The organism is Kitasatospora sp. NPDC057940 (assembly GCF_042887425.1).
Classification (GTDB): Bacteria; Actinomycetota; Actinomycetes; order Streptomycetales; family Streptomycetaceae; genus Kitasatospora.
The window spans coordinates 162,949-176,315 of record NZ_JBHVPH010000007.1 but is presented as its reverse complement, the minus strand read 5'-3'; the positions used below and the strand labels follow the sequence as shown (position 1 = coordinate 176,315).

At 72.8% G+C, this 13,367-nt stretch carries 13 protein-coding genes; 7 read left to right on the top strand and 6 right to left on the bottom strand.

Annotation, left to right across the window (positions count from 1 at the left end; all coding sequences use genetic code 11):
• Positions 1-121 precede the first annotated feature (121 nt).
• Positions 122-829: a 4'-phosphopantetheinyl transferase superfamily protein gene (locus ACFVTF_RS14330; RefSeq protein ID WP_371516804.1), complete on the bottom strand. Its 708-nt coding sequence runs from the start codon at positions 827-829 to the stop codon at positions 122-124.
• A 332-nt stretch (positions 830-1,161) separates the two neighbouring features.
• Here ACFVTF_RS14330 and ACFVTF_RS14325 point away from each other — a divergent pair, with 332 nt between their 5' ends.
• A complete protein-coding gene (locus ACFVTF_RS14325) occupies positions 1,162-2,562 on the top strand; it encodes a choice-of-anchor A family protein (protein ID WP_387813494.1) in 1,401 nt (466 codons plus the stop codon).
• Positions 2,563-2,658: 96 nt separating this feature from the next.
• Here ACFVTF_RS14325 and ACFVTF_RS14320 read toward each other — a convergent pair whose 3' ends face one another.
• The 3 genes from ACFVTF_RS14320 to ACFVTF_RS14310 form a co-directional block, all read right to left on the bottom strand.
• On the bottom strand, positions 2,659-3,156 hold the full coding sequence (locus ACFVTF_RS14320) for a hypothetical protein (RefSeq protein WP_387813491.1): 498 nt from the start codon (positions 3,154-3,156) through the stop codon (positions 2,659-2,661).
• A gap of 126 nt (positions 3,157-3,282) precedes the next feature.
• Positions 3,283-4,509, bottom strand: a complete 1,227-nt coding sequence (kynU, locus tag ACFVTF_RS14315) for a kynureninase (RefSeq protein WP_387813488.1) — start codon at positions 4,507-4,509, stop codon at positions 3,283-3,285.
• 14 nt (positions 4,510-4,523) lie between these two features.
• Positions 4,524-5,354 (bottom strand): tryptophan 2,3-dioxygenase, encoded by an 831-nt coding sequence (locus ACFVTF_RS14310; protein WP_371516800.1) that lies wholly within the window; start codon positions 5,352-5,354, stop codon positions 4,524-4,526.
• Positions 5,355-5,569: 215 nt separating this feature from the next.
• On the opposite strand from ACFVTF_RS14310, the gene ACFVTF_RS14305 reads away from it, so the two are divergent.
• Both ACFVTF_RS14305 and ACFVTF_RS14300 read left to right on the top strand, forming a co-directional pair.
• Entirely contained in the window at positions 5,570-6,013 is a 444-nt protein-coding gene (locus ACFVTF_RS14305; RefSeq protein ID WP_063347413.1) for an Lrp/AsnC family transcriptional regulator, read from the top strand.
• 67 nt (positions 6,014-6,080) lie between these two features.
• The gene (locus ACFVTF_RS14300; protein ID WP_371516799.1) at positions 6,081-6,626 is read left to right on the top strand and encodes an NADPH-dependent FMN reductase; all 546 of its coding nucleotides are present in this window, start codon (positions 6,081-6,083) and stop codon (positions 6,624-6,626) included.
• A gap of 61 nt (positions 6,627-6,687) precedes the next feature.
• Here ACFVTF_RS14300 and ACFVTF_RS14295 read toward each other — a convergent pair whose 3' ends face one another.
• Positions 6,688-7,320 carry a MarC family protein gene (locus ACFVTF_RS14295; protein ID WP_371516798.1) on the bottom strand — a complete coding sequence of 211 codons (633 nt, stop codon included), beginning with the start codon at positions 7,318-7,320 and terminating at the stop codon, positions 6,688-6,690.
• A 200-nt stretch (positions 7,321-7,520) separates the two neighbouring features.
• On the opposite strand from ACFVTF_RS14295, the gene ACFVTF_RS14290 reads away from it, so the two are divergent.
• From ACFVTF_RS14290 to ACFVTF_RS14280, 3 genes are all read left to right on the top strand, one after another.
• Positions 7,521-8,081 carry a DoxX family protein gene (locus tag ACFVTF_RS14290; protein WP_387813483.1) on the top strand — a complete coding sequence of 187 codons (561 nt, stop codon included), beginning with the start codon at positions 7,521-7,523 and terminating at the stop codon, positions 8,079-8,081.
• A gap of 150 nt (positions 8,082-8,231) precedes the next feature.
• Complete coding sequence (locus ACFVTF_RS14285) at positions 8,232-8,858, top strand: hypothetical protein (RefSeq protein WP_387813480.1); 627 nt, start codon at positions 8,232-8,234, stop codon at positions 8,856-8,858.
• 364 nt (positions 8,859-9,222) lie between these two features.
• Positions 9,223-11,052, top strand: a complete 1,830-nt coding sequence (locus ACFVTF_RS14280) for a glycosyl hydrolase family 18 protein (RefSeq protein ID WP_363580760.1) — start codon at positions 9,223-9,225, stop codon at positions 11,050-11,052.
• 132 nt (positions 11,053-11,184) lie between these two features.
• Here ACFVTF_RS14280 and ACFVTF_RS14275 read toward each other — a convergent pair whose 3' ends face one another.
• The gene (locus ACFVTF_RS14275) at positions 11,185-11,745 is read right to left on the bottom strand and encodes a MarR family winged helix-turn-helix transcriptional regulator (RefSeq protein WP_371516796.1); all 561 of its coding nucleotides are present in this window, start codon (positions 11,743-11,745) and stop codon (positions 11,185-11,187) included.
• A 147-nt stretch (positions 11,746-11,892) separates the two neighbouring features.
• Between ACFVTF_RS14275 and ACFVTF_RS14270 the strand changes: the two genes are divergently transcribed.
• Positions 11,893-13,197 carry an MFS transporter gene (locus tag ACFVTF_RS14270; RefSeq protein ID WP_387813475.1) on the top strand — a complete coding sequence of 435 codons (1,305 nt, stop codon included), beginning with the start codon at positions 11,893-11,895 and terminating at the stop codon, positions 13,195-13,197.
• Positions 13,198-13,367: the final 170 nt, after the last annotated feature.

Genomic DNA, 13,367 nt, shown 5'->3' with positions numbered 1-13,367 from the left:
ATCAGGCACGCTAACACCGCTTATCCGGGGGCCCGCCGCGCGGGTGGGCGTGCTCGTTCCGCAGGGCGGCGGAGTTCCGCCCTGGTCGGCCCGCCCTGTCTGGCCAGCTCGCCCTGCCTGCTCAGCCCGCCGTCGTCAGCTGGACGATCCTCGGCGCGGCGGTGCTGACCGCCGCGACGGCGGCGCCGTGCTCCGGGTCGGCCCAGTCGAGCAGGTGCAGGTCCTGGTGGCGGCTGCGCAGCGGGGCGCCGGGCGGGACGTCCAGGGGCAGGTCGGACAGGTCGACGGAGGCCAGGGTGTCCAGGGTGGCCCGCCCGATCTTGATCAGCGACTCCTTGCGCACCCACAGCCGCAGGAACGCCTGGTCCGGCTCCGGTGCCGCCTCGACCAGGCGCAGTTCGGCGGGGGAGAGCACCCGGCGGGCGACCGCGCCCAGCGATCCGCCGCGCGCGGCCAGCTCGACGTCCACCCCGACCGGCTGGTGGCCGGCTCCGGCCGCGACCACGCCCCGGGTGTGCGACAGGCTCACGTGCACCTCGGGGTGGTCCGGCAGGTACGGCTTGCCGTGGTCGGCCAGGCCGCAGTCCGGGCACTGCTGGGCGAGTGTGAGCGAGGCCGCCGGGACGTCGAGCAGCCGGGCGGCGCAGAGCCGGACCAGCACGTGGCCGGCGGTGAAGTCGATCCGCCCGGACTCGTGCCGAAAGCGGGCGGCGCGTTCGAGTTCGAGGGGGGTGAGCAGGTGCTCGCCCGCTTCGGGGTGCCGCAGTACGGCGTCGGCGGACGCGACGGCGACGAGCGGCGTGCTCTGGTCCTGGGCCTCGGAGGTCATTGCTCCAACCTAACGGGCGCGGACGTCGGGCGGGGGCGGCGCGGAGGTCGTCCGGGCAGGGCCGGTGGGAGACGACTGCTGCGCCGCGCGGTGGATTCTCGGATCGGATCTGAGGATCTGTAGGGTAGGAATCGCCCGATTTGAGGTTGGATGTCCCGGATCTGCGGGATCGCCAGCAGATAGTACGAACGGGGCAGGTTGTGCGCACCTGCTCCTTTTCCTATGCGCGGAGGAATGTGTCGATGGGTCAGGGCACCGGTACGCCGGATCACAGAACGACCGCGGCGAGAAGAGAACCCGCCACCCGCGGGCGTCGGACCGTCCGGGTCGCCGTGGCGACCGTCGTCGCGGCGCTGCCGCTGGCGGCGGTGCTGACGGTCGGTTCGGCCGCGCCGCTCGCCCCGCCGCTGGGCGCCTGCACGGGCCCCGACTGCCCCGCCACCTGGCCGCCGCCGAACAACGGCGACTTCCCCGGCCGGGACGCCAGCATCAACGTCTTCACCGGCGGCAACTACACCGTGACCGGTCGGGCCGCGGAGGCCGAGGGAAAGATCGTCGCGCTGGGGAACCTGACCGTCGAGAAGAACGGCGGCGGCATCTACAACATGGGCGTCGTCGGCGTCGGCTCGCGCGTCGTGCCGCCCAACGGCAGCGACTTCGTCACCACCGGCGGCAACGTCGACGTCGTGACCGGCAACTCGATCCTGATCGGCGGGAGCGACTCCCACGGCCCGGCCTTCGGCAACCTGCGCCACGCGGGCAGCGTCACCGGCACCGTCAGCATCGACCCCACCGGCGAGTCGATCCAGGACCCGAACGCCGCCGCCCCGTACCAGACGGTGCTCACCCAGATCGAGGAGATCTCCGACTGCGTGGGGAAGGCCGCCGCGACCGGCACCGTCGACATCTCCTCCAGCCAGGCGACCTTCACCGGTGACGGGACCAGCCTGAAGCAGGTCTTCAACGTCAGCCAGAACCTCGCTTCGCCGAGCGGCGGGCAGATCGGACTGGTCTTCGACAACATCCCGGCCGGGGCCACCGTCGTGGTGAACATGCTCGGGGACAGCCCGATCATCAACACCTACACGGGCACCGGCCTGGCCGGGGACCAGACCACCGAGATGCGGTCGAAGCTGATGTACAACTTCCCGACCGCGACCTCGGCGCGGATCCTCGGCAGCGCCCAGTTCCAGGGCTCGGTCCTGGCCGGCAACCCGGGCGGCACCACGACCATCGCCCAGCCCGGGATGAACGGCCGGGTGTACCTCGCGGGCAACCTGATCCACACCGGCACCGGCGGCTACGAGATCCACAGCTACCCGTTCGACGGGGACCTGCCGGACTGCCAGACGACGCCGAGCCCGTCGCCGTCGACCTCGCCGTCCTCCTCGCCGTCGTCGTCGCCCTCCTCTTCGCCGTCGTCGTCCCCGTCCTCCTCGCCGTCCTCCTCGCCCTCGTCCTCCCCGTCCTCCTCGCCGTCGGCGTCGCCCTCTTCCTCGCCGTCGTCGTCCCCGTCCTCGTCGCCCTCGGCCAGTCCGTCCAGCTCGGGCCCCGCCCCGACCAGCCACCATCCGTCCGAGCACCCGACCAGCCACCACCCCGGTGGCGGCGGTCAGCTGCCCTCCACCGGCGCGGGCAACGCCCCGGTGGTCTTCGGCCTGGCCGGCGTCGGCCTGCTCGGCCTCGGCGGTCTCGCCGTCGTGGCGGCCCGCCGTCGCGGCCGCCACAGCTAGCGCTCGCAGGGAACGCCTGAACGTTTGGACAACAGCAACAACGGCCCAGGCACACGTCGGCCCCTCGCCCCGCACGGGCGAGGGGCCGACGTCGGTTCAGCGGGAGCGGAAGAAGCGGTCCACCGTGCGGCGACTGGCGGCGACGGCGTGCACCGGTTCACCGACCACCCGGCCGGCCAGCGTCACGGCCAACTCTCCTACGTCCTGGCGGAGTTGTTCGGCGGCCTCGGCCCGGTCGGCGGCGATCCGCGCGTGGGTGGCGGTGACCAGCCGGTGCCGGTCGCGGACACCCTCCGCGCGGGCCGCGGCGACGGCCGCCGCACCCTGCTCGGCGTACTCCTGCCGGATCCGGGCCGCCTCGTGCCGGGCCTGGGCCAGTTCCTGCCGACCGGCGTCGTGGGCGGCCTCCGCTTCGGCGCGGATGGCTTCGGCGCGTTCGGCGCGGCCCTCGGTCGCGTCCCACCGCTCGGTCTGGATCCGCTCGACGCGGGGGAGGATGCGGTGGCCCAGCGTCCACGTGATCAGGAAGAACAGGGTCAACCCCAGGGCCAGCATGAAGGGTTCGGGCGAAAGCGGTCCGAGTTCGATGTTCACGCAAACCTCCCCTTGCGGCTGACGGTCAGTCAATCGAGAGGTTTCCCAAGGGTGATGGGAGTCGAACTCTACCCGGGCATGACGTGCGTCACTGTCCCATGGCGGACCGCGCCGCGCCGCCGGTCCTCAGGTCACCTCGCCCCGGCGGGAGAACCGCTCCTCCCGCCACTCCCCGCAGGCCAGCACCTCGGCCAACTCCCGGGCCGCGTCCCAGACGTCGGTGTACGAGAGGTACAGCGGGGTGAAGCCGAACCGCATGAGGTCGGGTGCGCGGAAGTCCCCGATCACGCCGCGCGCGATCAGCGCCTGCACCACCGGGTAGCCGTCGGCGTGCCGCAGCGCGACCTGGCTGCCCCGCCGGGCGTGCTCGCGCGGGGTCACCACCTCGATCCCGTCCAGGCCCTCGACCAGTCCGATGAACAGGTCGGTCAGGGCCAGGCTCTTCGCCCGGACGGCGGCGAGGTCGACGCGCTCCCAGACGTCCAGGCTCGCGCCCAGCGCGGCCTGCCCGAGCAGCGACGGCGAACTGGTCAGGAAGCGCCCGATGCCCGGCTTGGGGTCGTACCCGGGCTCGAAGGCGAACGGGCGGGCGTGCCCGAACCAGCCGCTCAGCGGCTGCCGCGGGCCGGCCGCGAGGTGCCGCTCGGCGACGTACAGGAAGGCCGGCGAGCCGGGGCCGCCGTTCAGGTACTTGTAGGTGCAGCCGACCGCGAAGTCCGCTCCCGCGGCGCCGAGTTCGACCGGCAGCGCGCCCACCGAGTGGCAGACGTCCCAGATCATCAGCGCGCCCGCGGCCTGCACCCGGGCGGTGATCCCGGGCAGGTCCAGCAGCTCGCCGGTGCGGTAGTCCACGTGCGAGAGGACGACCGCGGCGACGTCGCCGTCCAGGTGCCGGTCCAGCTCCTCGGGCCGGACCAGCACGCTGCGCGCGCCCTCGACCAGGCCGGTGGCGCCCTCGGCGATGTACAGGTCGGTCGGGAACGCCTCGCCGTCGCCCAGCACCGTGCGCCGCCCGGGGCGCAGCCGCAGCGCGGCGACGAGCACCTTGAACAGGTTCACCGAGGTGGTGTCGCAGACCACCACCTCCTCCGGCCCGGCCCCGACCAGCGGGGCGATCCGCCGCCCCAGCCGGTACGGCTGCTCGAACCAGCCGGCGTCGTTCCAGCTGCGGATCAGCTCCCGGCCCCACTCCTCCTCGACCACCTGCCGCACCCGCTCCGCGGTGCGCACCGGCAGCGCGCCGAGCGAGTTCCCGTCCAGGTAGACCACCCCGTCCGGCAGGGCGAACTCCTTGCGGAACGCCGCCAGCGGGTCGACGGCGTCCAGCGCCGCGCACTCCTCGCGCGTGACCATGCCCATCCCCTCGTTCACAGCTCGTCCCGGATCGTCCACAGCTCCGGGAACACGTCCTGTTCGGCGGACCTGCGCAGCCAGCTCAGCCCGCTGGAGCCGCCCGAGCCGGGCTTGCCGCCCATGGTCCGCTTGACCGCGGACAGGTGGCGCTGGCGCCAGCGGGTGACCCGCTCGGCGACGTCCAGCAGTGCCTCGGCGAGCGGCTGCAGGCCGGCGTGCTCCGGGTCGGTGTAGACCAGGCGCCAGGCCGCGGCGACGTCGTCGCCGGCGCGGTAGCGCTGCTCGGAGGGCTCCGGGTGCAGCGGCAGGCCGCGCCGGGCCAGCAGGGCCAGCGCGTCGTCGTACAGGCCGGGGGAGCGCAGCGCCTCGGTCAGCTCGGCCTGCGTCCGCGGCATCCCGTCGTACATCGTGAGCAGGGCGGCGTTCTTGTTGCCGAGCAGGAACTCCAGGTGCAGGAAGGCCGCGGACTGGAAGCCGGAGGCCTGGCCGAACGCCGCGCGGAAGCCGTTGAACTCCTGCGGCGTCATGGTGGCCAGCAGGTCCCAGGACTCCACCAGCACGTCCTGCACGTGGGTGCCGCGCCGCAGCGCGGCCAGTGCGGCGGGCAGGTCGTCCTCGCGCAGCGCGCGCTGGGCGAGCGTCCACTCGTGCCGCAGCAGGTCGAACAGCAGCTCCATCACCTGCGTGGTGACGATGAACGACAGCTCGGCCGGCACCTTGCTGCGCGGGTGCTGGAGGCTGTGCAGCTCGTCCAGGCACACGTAGCGGGCGTACGGGGTGCCCCGATCCGGCTCCCCGCGCCGATCGAACGACAGGCTGGGCGTCTCCACCGTGTCGTGCCCCATCCCGATTCCTCCTGATCCACCCGGGCCCGTCGCCCGGACCGGCGACCAGACGGACGGCCTGGTTCCACCGGGGTGCCCATTGTGCGGCGGTGCGACCCCCCGGTTGAATGGTCGACGGACACCGCAACCGCGATCCGGGCTGTTGTTCGCGAGGCGTTCGGCCGATTCGCTTTACGATCGCGAAACCACCCATTCCAGTCACTCCGGGAGCCGCCATGGACGCCGTCGACCGCCGCCTGCTGGCCGAGTTGCAGACCGACGCCAGGCTCTCCTACAACGAACTCTCCCGCCGGGTGAGCCTGTCCGCACCCGCGGTGGCCGAACGGGTCCGCCGACTGGAGTCCGACGGCGTGATCACCGGGTACCACGCCCACGTGGACCTCAGCCGGGCCGGACTGCCGATCACCGCGCTGGTCCAGATCCAGTGCTACGGCCCGCGCTGCGTGCTGCGCGACCCCCAGGTGGCCGCCTGGCCGGAGGTGCTCCAGTTGCACCGGGTCACCGGCGGGGCCTGCTGCGCGCTGCTGGTCGCGGTGCCCACGATGGCCGATTTCGAGGCCCTGTGCGACCGGCTCGGCGGCTACGGCCAGCCGTCCAGCTCGATGATCCTCTCCAGCCCGGTGCCCTGGCGGCCGGTGGTCGCGCCCGCCGGGGCGTAGCGCCACGGCATCATGGCGCCGGCGCGACCGACGAGCGGCCCGGGGCCGGAACGGTAGGTTCCTCGGCATGCCGAACGAGCGTCACATCCTGCTGCTGCCCGGGAGCCTGCGGGCCGGTTCCGCCAACGAGACCGTGCTGCGCACCGCCGCCGCCGTGGCCGCCGCCACCCCGGGCCTGCGGGCCACCTACTACGCGGGGCTGGCCGGCCTGCCGCACTTCAACCCGGACCACGACACCGACCCGCTGCCCGGGCCGGTGGCCGCCCTGCGCGCCGCCGTCGAGGCCGCCGACGCGCTGCTGGTCTGCACCCCCGAGTACGCCGGGACGCTGCCCGGCTCCTTCAAGAACCTGCTGGACTGGACGGTCGGCGGGACGGAGATCGCGGACAAGCCCGCCGGCTGGATCAACGCGGCCGGCCCGGGCCGGGGCCAGGGCGCCGAGGCCACCCTGCGCACCGTCCTCGGCTACACCGGCGCGGCCGTGGTGGACGGGGCCTGCGTCCGCATCCCGCTGGACCGCGGGGCGGTCGGCCCGGACGGGCTGGTCGCCGATCCGCTGGTGCGGGAGCGGATCGGCGAGGTGCTGGCCCGGCTGGCGGCGGCCGCGGCCTGAGGGGTGGCGGTCTGGCGGGCGAGGGTCTGACGGGTGGCGGCCTGACGGGCGGCGGCCGGGCTCAGTGCCCTTCGGGCAGGTGGACCCCGAGCCCGGCCAGGCCGGTCAGGAACAGCTCCACGCCGACCGCCGCCAGCAGCAGCCCGAGCAGCCGGGAGAGCACCTCCAGCGAGGTGCGGTGGGTGCGCTGCATCAGCGGCGCCAGCAGGGCCACGCAGACGTAGTTGATCACCACGACCGCGAGGTAGGCCCCGCCGATGGTGGCCTTCCAGCTCCAGTCGTTGCGGGCGAGCGAGGCGACCAGCACGGCGGTGACCGCGAGCGGGCTGGCGATGTACGGCAGCAGCAGTTCGCGGATGCCGTCCACCATCGGGTTCGGCAGGTGGTCGTCGTCCTCGTTCTCGCCGCCGAGGTGGAAGCCGAAGACCAGCGCGACCGCGTAGATGAAGAAGATCGTCCCGCCGGCGAGCTGCAGCGACTGGTCGCTGATGTGGAAGAGCGTGGTGACCTCGTCCGCGGTGAAGCCGAGCACCAGGCCGATCACCGCCGAGATGATCGTGCTCCACGCCGCCAGCCGTCGCAGTTCCCGGGTGCTCCGGGTGGAGGCCAGCCGGGCGAAGGCCAGCAGGACCTTGGGCGGGCCGACCACGGCGAAGAAGGTGATGAAGGCGCTGCTCAGGTTGAAGACGAACATGCGCCAAGCATGACCGCGGCGGCCGGTGCGGCCGCTCCGCCACGCCACGCCCCGCGGTCGGGCGTGGCGTGAATCTCGCCGGGGAGCGGTTCATTCCCGGTCGCCGACGAATTCGCCCGGATGGCCGTCCCGGCTCGAACGGGTGCGCGCTCTCGGCTCCCATGGAAGTCGGATCACCTCCCCGGGAACGAGGGTGCGACATGTGTCTGAACCGTAAGGACCTGGGCCTGCTGGCCCTGCGCGGCGCGGTCGGCGGGGTGCTGATCGCGCACGGCACCCAGAAGCTGTTCGGCTGGTTCGGCGGGGGAGGCCTGGAGGGCACCGCCCAGGCGATGGAGCACATGGGCTTCCACCCCGGCCGGCAGAGCGCCATCGCGGCGGGCGCCGGTGAGGCGGGCGGCGGCGCGCTGCTGGTCGCCGGGCTGGCCACCGGGGCGGCCGGCGCGGTGGTGGCCGGGACGATGGCCGGCGCGGTGGCGGTGCACGCGCCCGGGGGCTTCTTCGCGACCTCCGGTGGCTACGAGTACCCGGCCTTCCTCGGCGCGGCCGGGCTGGCGCTCGGCCTGGCCGGTCCGGGGCGGTACTCGCTGGACCACCTGACCTGCCACGTCCTCGACCAGCCCTGGATGGGCCTGGTGGCCTTCGCGGGGTCCGTCGCCGGGGCGTACGGCGTGGTGGCGCGGCGCCGGCACGTGGTGCGGCTGCGCGAGGAGCGGGCCGCGATGGAGGCGGACGAGCAGGAGGGCTCGGGGCTGTCCTGACGCGCCGGCGGCCCCCGGCGGCCCGCACCGGCCTTGCCCGCCCCGGTCACCCGGAGGCAGCAGTCCTGCTGGCGGCCCCCGGGCGGCCCTCGGAGGGTGGTCGGGAGGCGTGCCGGGCAGCCCGGCGCCGGGGCAGAAACGAGGGACCGCATGGACCGCATGGACCGCCAGCCGCTCACCCGGATAGGTTCGAGGCCGCGGGTCACCGCACGGCGGCCGGACGCGCCGCCGGTGCGCCGCCGACGCCGGGCGGTGGCAGGGGTGTTGGCCACCACCATGGTCGCCGCGGCGGGGCTGGCGGGCTGCTCCTCCGGAAAGAGCGCGAGCAGCGTGGCCACCTCGGCCTCCGCCGCGATCGAGCGGGGCGCCTCGGCCGCGGCCTCCGCCGCCTCGGCGCTGGCCTCGGTGGCGGGCGGGGCGGGGGCGGTGATCGCCTCGGCGGAGGCGCGGGCCTCGGCGGCGGTGTCGGCGGCCTCCTCGGCGGTCGCCGGGATCAAGGGCGGGCTGGACGCCAAGGGGGACGTGGCCGTCGGGGCGGTGAGCACCGGCTCGGACGGCAGGGCGCAGGTGGAGCTGACGATCACCAACCACGGGCAGCAGTCGTACCGGTACGTGATCCAGGTCGACTTCACCGACGACTCCGGCGCGGTGCAGGACGCGACCGCGGTGACGGTCGAGGAGGTGGCGGCCGGCCGGAGCGCCCAGGCGACCGCGCGCAGCAACCGGGACCTCTCGGGCAGCCTGAAGGCCGTGGTGGCGAACGCGCTGCGCTACTGACCTCCCGCCACCGACTTCCCGATACGGGCTCCCCGCTGCTGGCGCGCAGGTCAGCGCGGGTGCCGGGCGGGGGCCGAACCTTAAGCGCGGCTCAAGGCCCAACGGGACCCCTTGACGGGGGAGTTGGTCTAGTCCATTTTTATTGCCCAGGTGCAGGGAGCCCCTGAACCGGCGTCAACGGCCTCGTGCCGCGGGCGCCGGTTCGGCACATCCCGGTGTCCGTCCAGGCCCGATCCCGCTGATCCCGCTCGACTTCCCCGCACGATTCCCCGCACTGAGCTGTCATGTCCCGGTCGTCCGACCCCACCTCGGGCGCGCCCCCACGGGACGACGGAAATCCCCCACAACCAGGAGTCACGCACCCATGCTGCGTTCACGCATTGAAAGGGCCGGGACCCCGGCTCCGACGGGCGGCCGTCGACGCCGCCCGAAGAGCCTGGCCGCCGTCGCGGCCGGCACCGCCGCCTCCGTCCTGCTCGGCGCGGGCCTCGCGCTGACCGGCGGCGCCGCGGCCAACGCCGCGACCACCAACACCACCGGCGCGGCCGCCACCAGCGGCGGCATCAAGGTCGCCTACTACGACCAGTGGTCGGTCTACGCCAACGCGTACTACCCGAAGACGATCCAGGACACCGGCGTGGCCGGGAAGCTCGACTACCTGATCTACGACTTCGCGAACATCCACCCGACCGACCTGGGCTGTTTCGAGGCGACCAAGGCCGCCGACACGAACGACAACAACCCCAACGCGGGTGACGGCGCGGCCGACGCGTTCGCCGACTACCAGAAGAGCTTCGGCGCGGACATCTCGGTCGACGGCGTCGGCGACGTCTGGAACCAGCCGATCGCGGGCAACTTCAACCAGCTGAAGAAGCTGAAGGCGAAGAACCCCAACCTCAAGATCCTGCTCTCGATCGGTGGTTGGACCTACTCCAAGTACTTCTCGCCGGCCTCCGCCACGGACGCCTCGCGCAAGCACCTGGTCTCGTCCTGCCTCGACATGTTCATCAAGGGCAACCTCCCGAGCGACGCCGGCTACGGCGGCCCGGGCTCCGGCGCCGGCATCTTCGACGGCATCGACATCGACTGGGAGTACCCGGGCGGCGGCGGCCACACCGGCAACATCTCCAGCCCGGCCGACAAGCAGAACTTCACGGCGCTGCTGAAGGAGTTCCGCACCCAGCTGGACGCCCAGGGCAAGGCCGACAACAAGACCTACGCCCTGTCGGCGGCGGTCGGCGCCGGCCAGGACAAGATCATGAACGTCGAGACCGACAAGATCGGTCAGTACCTCACCTTCCTCGACGTCATGACCTACGACATGCACGGCGGCTGGGACGCCCAGGGGCCGACCAACCACCAGGCCGCGCTCTACGCGGGCCCGAACGACCCGTCGACCCCGGTCAAGCCGGGCCACGGCAAGTACTCGATCGACAACGCCATCAAGGCGTGGACGGTCGGCGACGCGGACTACGGGATCCCCGGCGGCTTCCCCGCGAACAAGATCAACATGGGTGTGCCGTTCTACTACCGCGGCTGGACCGGCGTCCAGAACAACGGCAAGAACGGCCTGTTCCAGCCCGCCGCCAGCCCGGCGACCGGCGCGGCGATGTCCGGCAACGTCCCCGGCATCCAGATGTACAAGGAGCTCGCGGGCTTCGTCGACAACCCGTCCAGGACCTTCTGGGACGACGACGCCAAGGCCACGTACTTCTACGACGGCAACACCTTCTGGAGCGGTGAGGACACCCGGTCGATCCAGGCCAAGCTCGACTACGCGCACTGCAACGGCCTCGGCGGCTCCTTCGCCTTCTCGCTGTACGACCTGGGCACCAAGACCGGCCTGTTCGACACGATGGTGAACGCCACCAACGGCTCCGCCGCCGGTTGCCCGGCCCCGCCGACCGGCACCCCGAGCAGCACGGCGACCCCGACCCAGACCCCGACCGGCACGCCCACGGGCACGCCGACCGGCACCCCCACGGGTACCCCGACCGGCACCCCCACCGGCACCCCGACCTCGCCGGCCGGCTGCCCGGCCGCCCCGAGCTGGGACGCCAACACCACCTACGCGGCCGGCGGCACCAAGGTCTCGTGGAAGGGCCACTACTACACCAACAAGTGGTGGACCAAGGGCGATGACCCGAGCCAGAGCGGCCAGTGGGGCGTCTGGACCGACAACGGCGCCTGCTGACCCCTCGGGCGGCACGCACTGAGGGCCTGACGGACCCTCGCGGCACCTGAACCAAGCAGTCCGGCCCGCCGGGGGAGCACCCCCGGCGGGCCGGACTCGTTGCGTTTCGGGGGCGCGGCCCGGGCGCGCGGCTCAGGCCGGGTCGGCGGTGCGCCCGGGCGCGTCCGGCCGGCTCTCCTCGATCCGCCGCAGCATCCGCGCGAGCATCGCGGACAGCACGGCCCGCTCCTCGCCCGTGACGTCCTGGAGCAGTTCCTCCTCGAACACCGCGGCCATCCGCATCGACTCCAGCCACTTGTCGCGGCCGTTCTCGGTGAGCTCGATGATCACCCGGACCCGGTTGGTCTCGTCGCGCTCCCGGGTGACGAGGTCCTCGGCCACCATCCGGTCGATCCGGTGCGTCATCGCGGCCGGGGTGAGCCCGAGCCGCTTGGCCAGCTCGCCCGGTCCGAGCTGGTACGGGCTGCCGGAGACCACCAGCGCCTTGAGCACCTCCCACTCGGCGCCCGTGATTCCGAGCACAGTCAGCTGCCGGTCGTAGGCCACGCCCATCCGCCGGGCGACCCGGGACAGGGTCTGCACGATGGTCTCCACCTGGGGGTCCACGGTGGGGAATTCCCGCTGGTAGACGGCCACCTGCTCGGCGATGCCGAGCTCCCTGGCGGTGGCCGGAGCGGGCTTGTCCGTAGTCATGCGGACCAGTGTCGCACGGAGACGTGCATCCCTTAAGCCTTTGACTCGACACTCTTCCGGTGCTAAGACTTTATCTCGTCAAACTTTAGCTCTGAAATCTTCTGGACCTTAAGAGTATCCAGTTGAATCCAGGAAGGGATGTGCACGGTGACCGGCACGGTGAAGCAGCAGAGGCAGCAGCGACGCGGGGCGGGCGGCCCGCTGCGCCGCGTCCAGATCGGCAACGCGCTCAGCGCGTTCGGCAGCGGCTTCACGATGCCGTACATGTTCGTGTACGTGGACCAGGTGCGCGGGCTGGGTTCGCTGGCGGCCGGGATGGTGTTCACCGTCTTCGCGCTGGCGGCTCTCGTCGTCCTGCCGTTCACCGGTCGCGGCATCGACAGGTACGGCCCCCGTCCGGTCCTGCTGGCCGGTACGGCGCTCGCCGCCACCGGCGCGTTCGCCTTCGGCCACGCCACCGGCACCCCGGCCCTGCTGGTCTCCTCCTTCCTGTTCGGCGCGGGTGTCACCACCTGCCAGCCGGCGCTCGCCACGATGATCGTCCGCTGCTCGACGGCCGCGACCCGCTCGCACGCCTTCGCGCTCCAGTTCACCCTGGTCAACCTGGGCATGGGCATCGGCGCCCTGGTCGGCGGCCAGATCGTGAACGTCGCCGACCCGGCCAGCCTCACCCGGCTGTTCACCATCGAGGCGGCGACCTTCCTCGGCCTGGCCCTGGTCACCGGCACCGCCCGGATGCCGGCCAACCCGCTGATCCCCCTCCAGGAGAAGAGCGACGGCCCGACCGGCCTGCGCGCGCTGGTCGCCGACAAGGCGATGCTGCGGCTCTGCGTGCTCGCCGGGCTGATCTTCTTCACCTGCTACGGCCAGTTCGAGTCCGGCGTCGCGGCCTTCGCCACCGACACCGTCGGCACGCCGCCCTCCACCCTGGGCTTCGCGATCGGTGCCAACGCGCTGACCATCGTCGTCCTGCAGATGTTCATGGTGCGGATCACCGCGCGCCGCCGCCGCACCACCGCGATGGCCGCGGCCGGCGTGGTCTGGCTCGGCGCCTGGGCGATGGCCCTGGTGGCCGGCCTGATCCGGACCGAGACCATGGCCGCCACGGTCGCGATCGTCTCGATCTACGCCCTGTTCGGCGTCGGTGAGTCGCTGCTCGCGCCCACCATGGGTCCGATCGTCGCCGACCTCGCCCCGGCCCGGCTGCTCGGCACCTACAACTCCGGGTACGCCCTGGTGAAGCAGATCGCCATCGCGGTCGGCCCGGCCGTCGGCGTGCTGCTGGTCGGCTCCGGCACCTGGCCGCTCTACCTCGCGGCCATGGCGGGCTCCACGCTGCTGGTCGTCGTCCTGGCGCTGCGGCTGCGCCCGTACCTCACGCCGGAGCAGGACAACGCGGCCCCGGCCGTGGTCCGCACCACGGTCGTCCGGGAGCTGCAGACGGCGGCGTGACCGCCGACGGGGGGCTGTGGGCGGTGGTGTGACCGCCCACGGGGAGTTGCGGACGGCGGCGTGACCGCCGATCGAACAGGCGTGCCGACGGGCGCCGGCCAGGTCACCTGGTCGGCGCCCGTCGCGCTTGGCTTCGCGACCACCGCCACATAGTGTCAGTGGCTGTTGGC

What these genes read in the sequence shown, in the direction of transcription:
- ACFVTF_RS14305 (WP_063347413.1), top strand. Translation starts at nt 5,570, where the DNA reads ATGGACGCCGTCGACCGCCGCCTGCTGGCCGAGTTGCAGACCGACGCC.
- ACFVTF_RS14310 (WP_371516800.1), bottom strand. Translation starts at nt 5,354, where the DNA reads ATGGGGCACGACACGGTGGAGACGCCCAGCCTGTCGTTCGATCGGCGC.
- ACFVTF_RS14330 (WP_371516804.1), bottom strand. Translation starts at nt 829, where the DNA reads ATGACCTCCGAGGCCCAGGACCAGAGCACGCCGCTCGTCGCCGTCGCG.
- kynU (WP_387813488.1), bottom strand. Translation starts at nt 4,509, where the DNA reads ATGGTCACGCGCGAGGAGTGCGCGGCGCTGGACGCCGTCGACCCGCTG.
- ACFVTF_RS14285 (WP_387813480.1), top strand. Translation starts at nt 8,232, where the DNA reads ATGGACCGCATGGACCGCCAGCCGCTCACCCGGATAGGTTCGAGGCCG.
- ACFVTF_RS14280 (WP_363580760.1), top strand. Translation starts at nt 9,223, where the DNA reads ATGCTGCGTTCACGCATTGAAAGGGCCGGGACCCCGGCTCCGACGGGC.
- ACFVTF_RS14295 (WP_371516798.1), bottom strand. Translation starts at nt 7,320, where the DNA reads ATGTTCGTCTTCAACCTGAGCAGCGCCTTCATCACCTTCTTCGCCGTG.
- ACFVTF_RS14300 (WP_371516799.1), top strand. Translation starts at nt 6,081, where the DNA reads ATGCCGAACGAGCGTCACATCCTGCTGCTGCCCGGGAGCCTGCGGGCC.
- ACFVTF_RS14290 (WP_387813483.1), top strand. Translation starts at nt 7,521, where the DNA reads ATGTGTCTGAACCGTAAGGACCTGGGCCTGCTGGCCCTGCGCGGCGCG.
- ACFVTF_RS14275 (WP_371516796.1), bottom strand. Translation starts at nt 11,745, where the DNA reads ATGACTACGGACAAGCCCGCTCCGGCCACCGCCAGGGAGCTCGGCATC.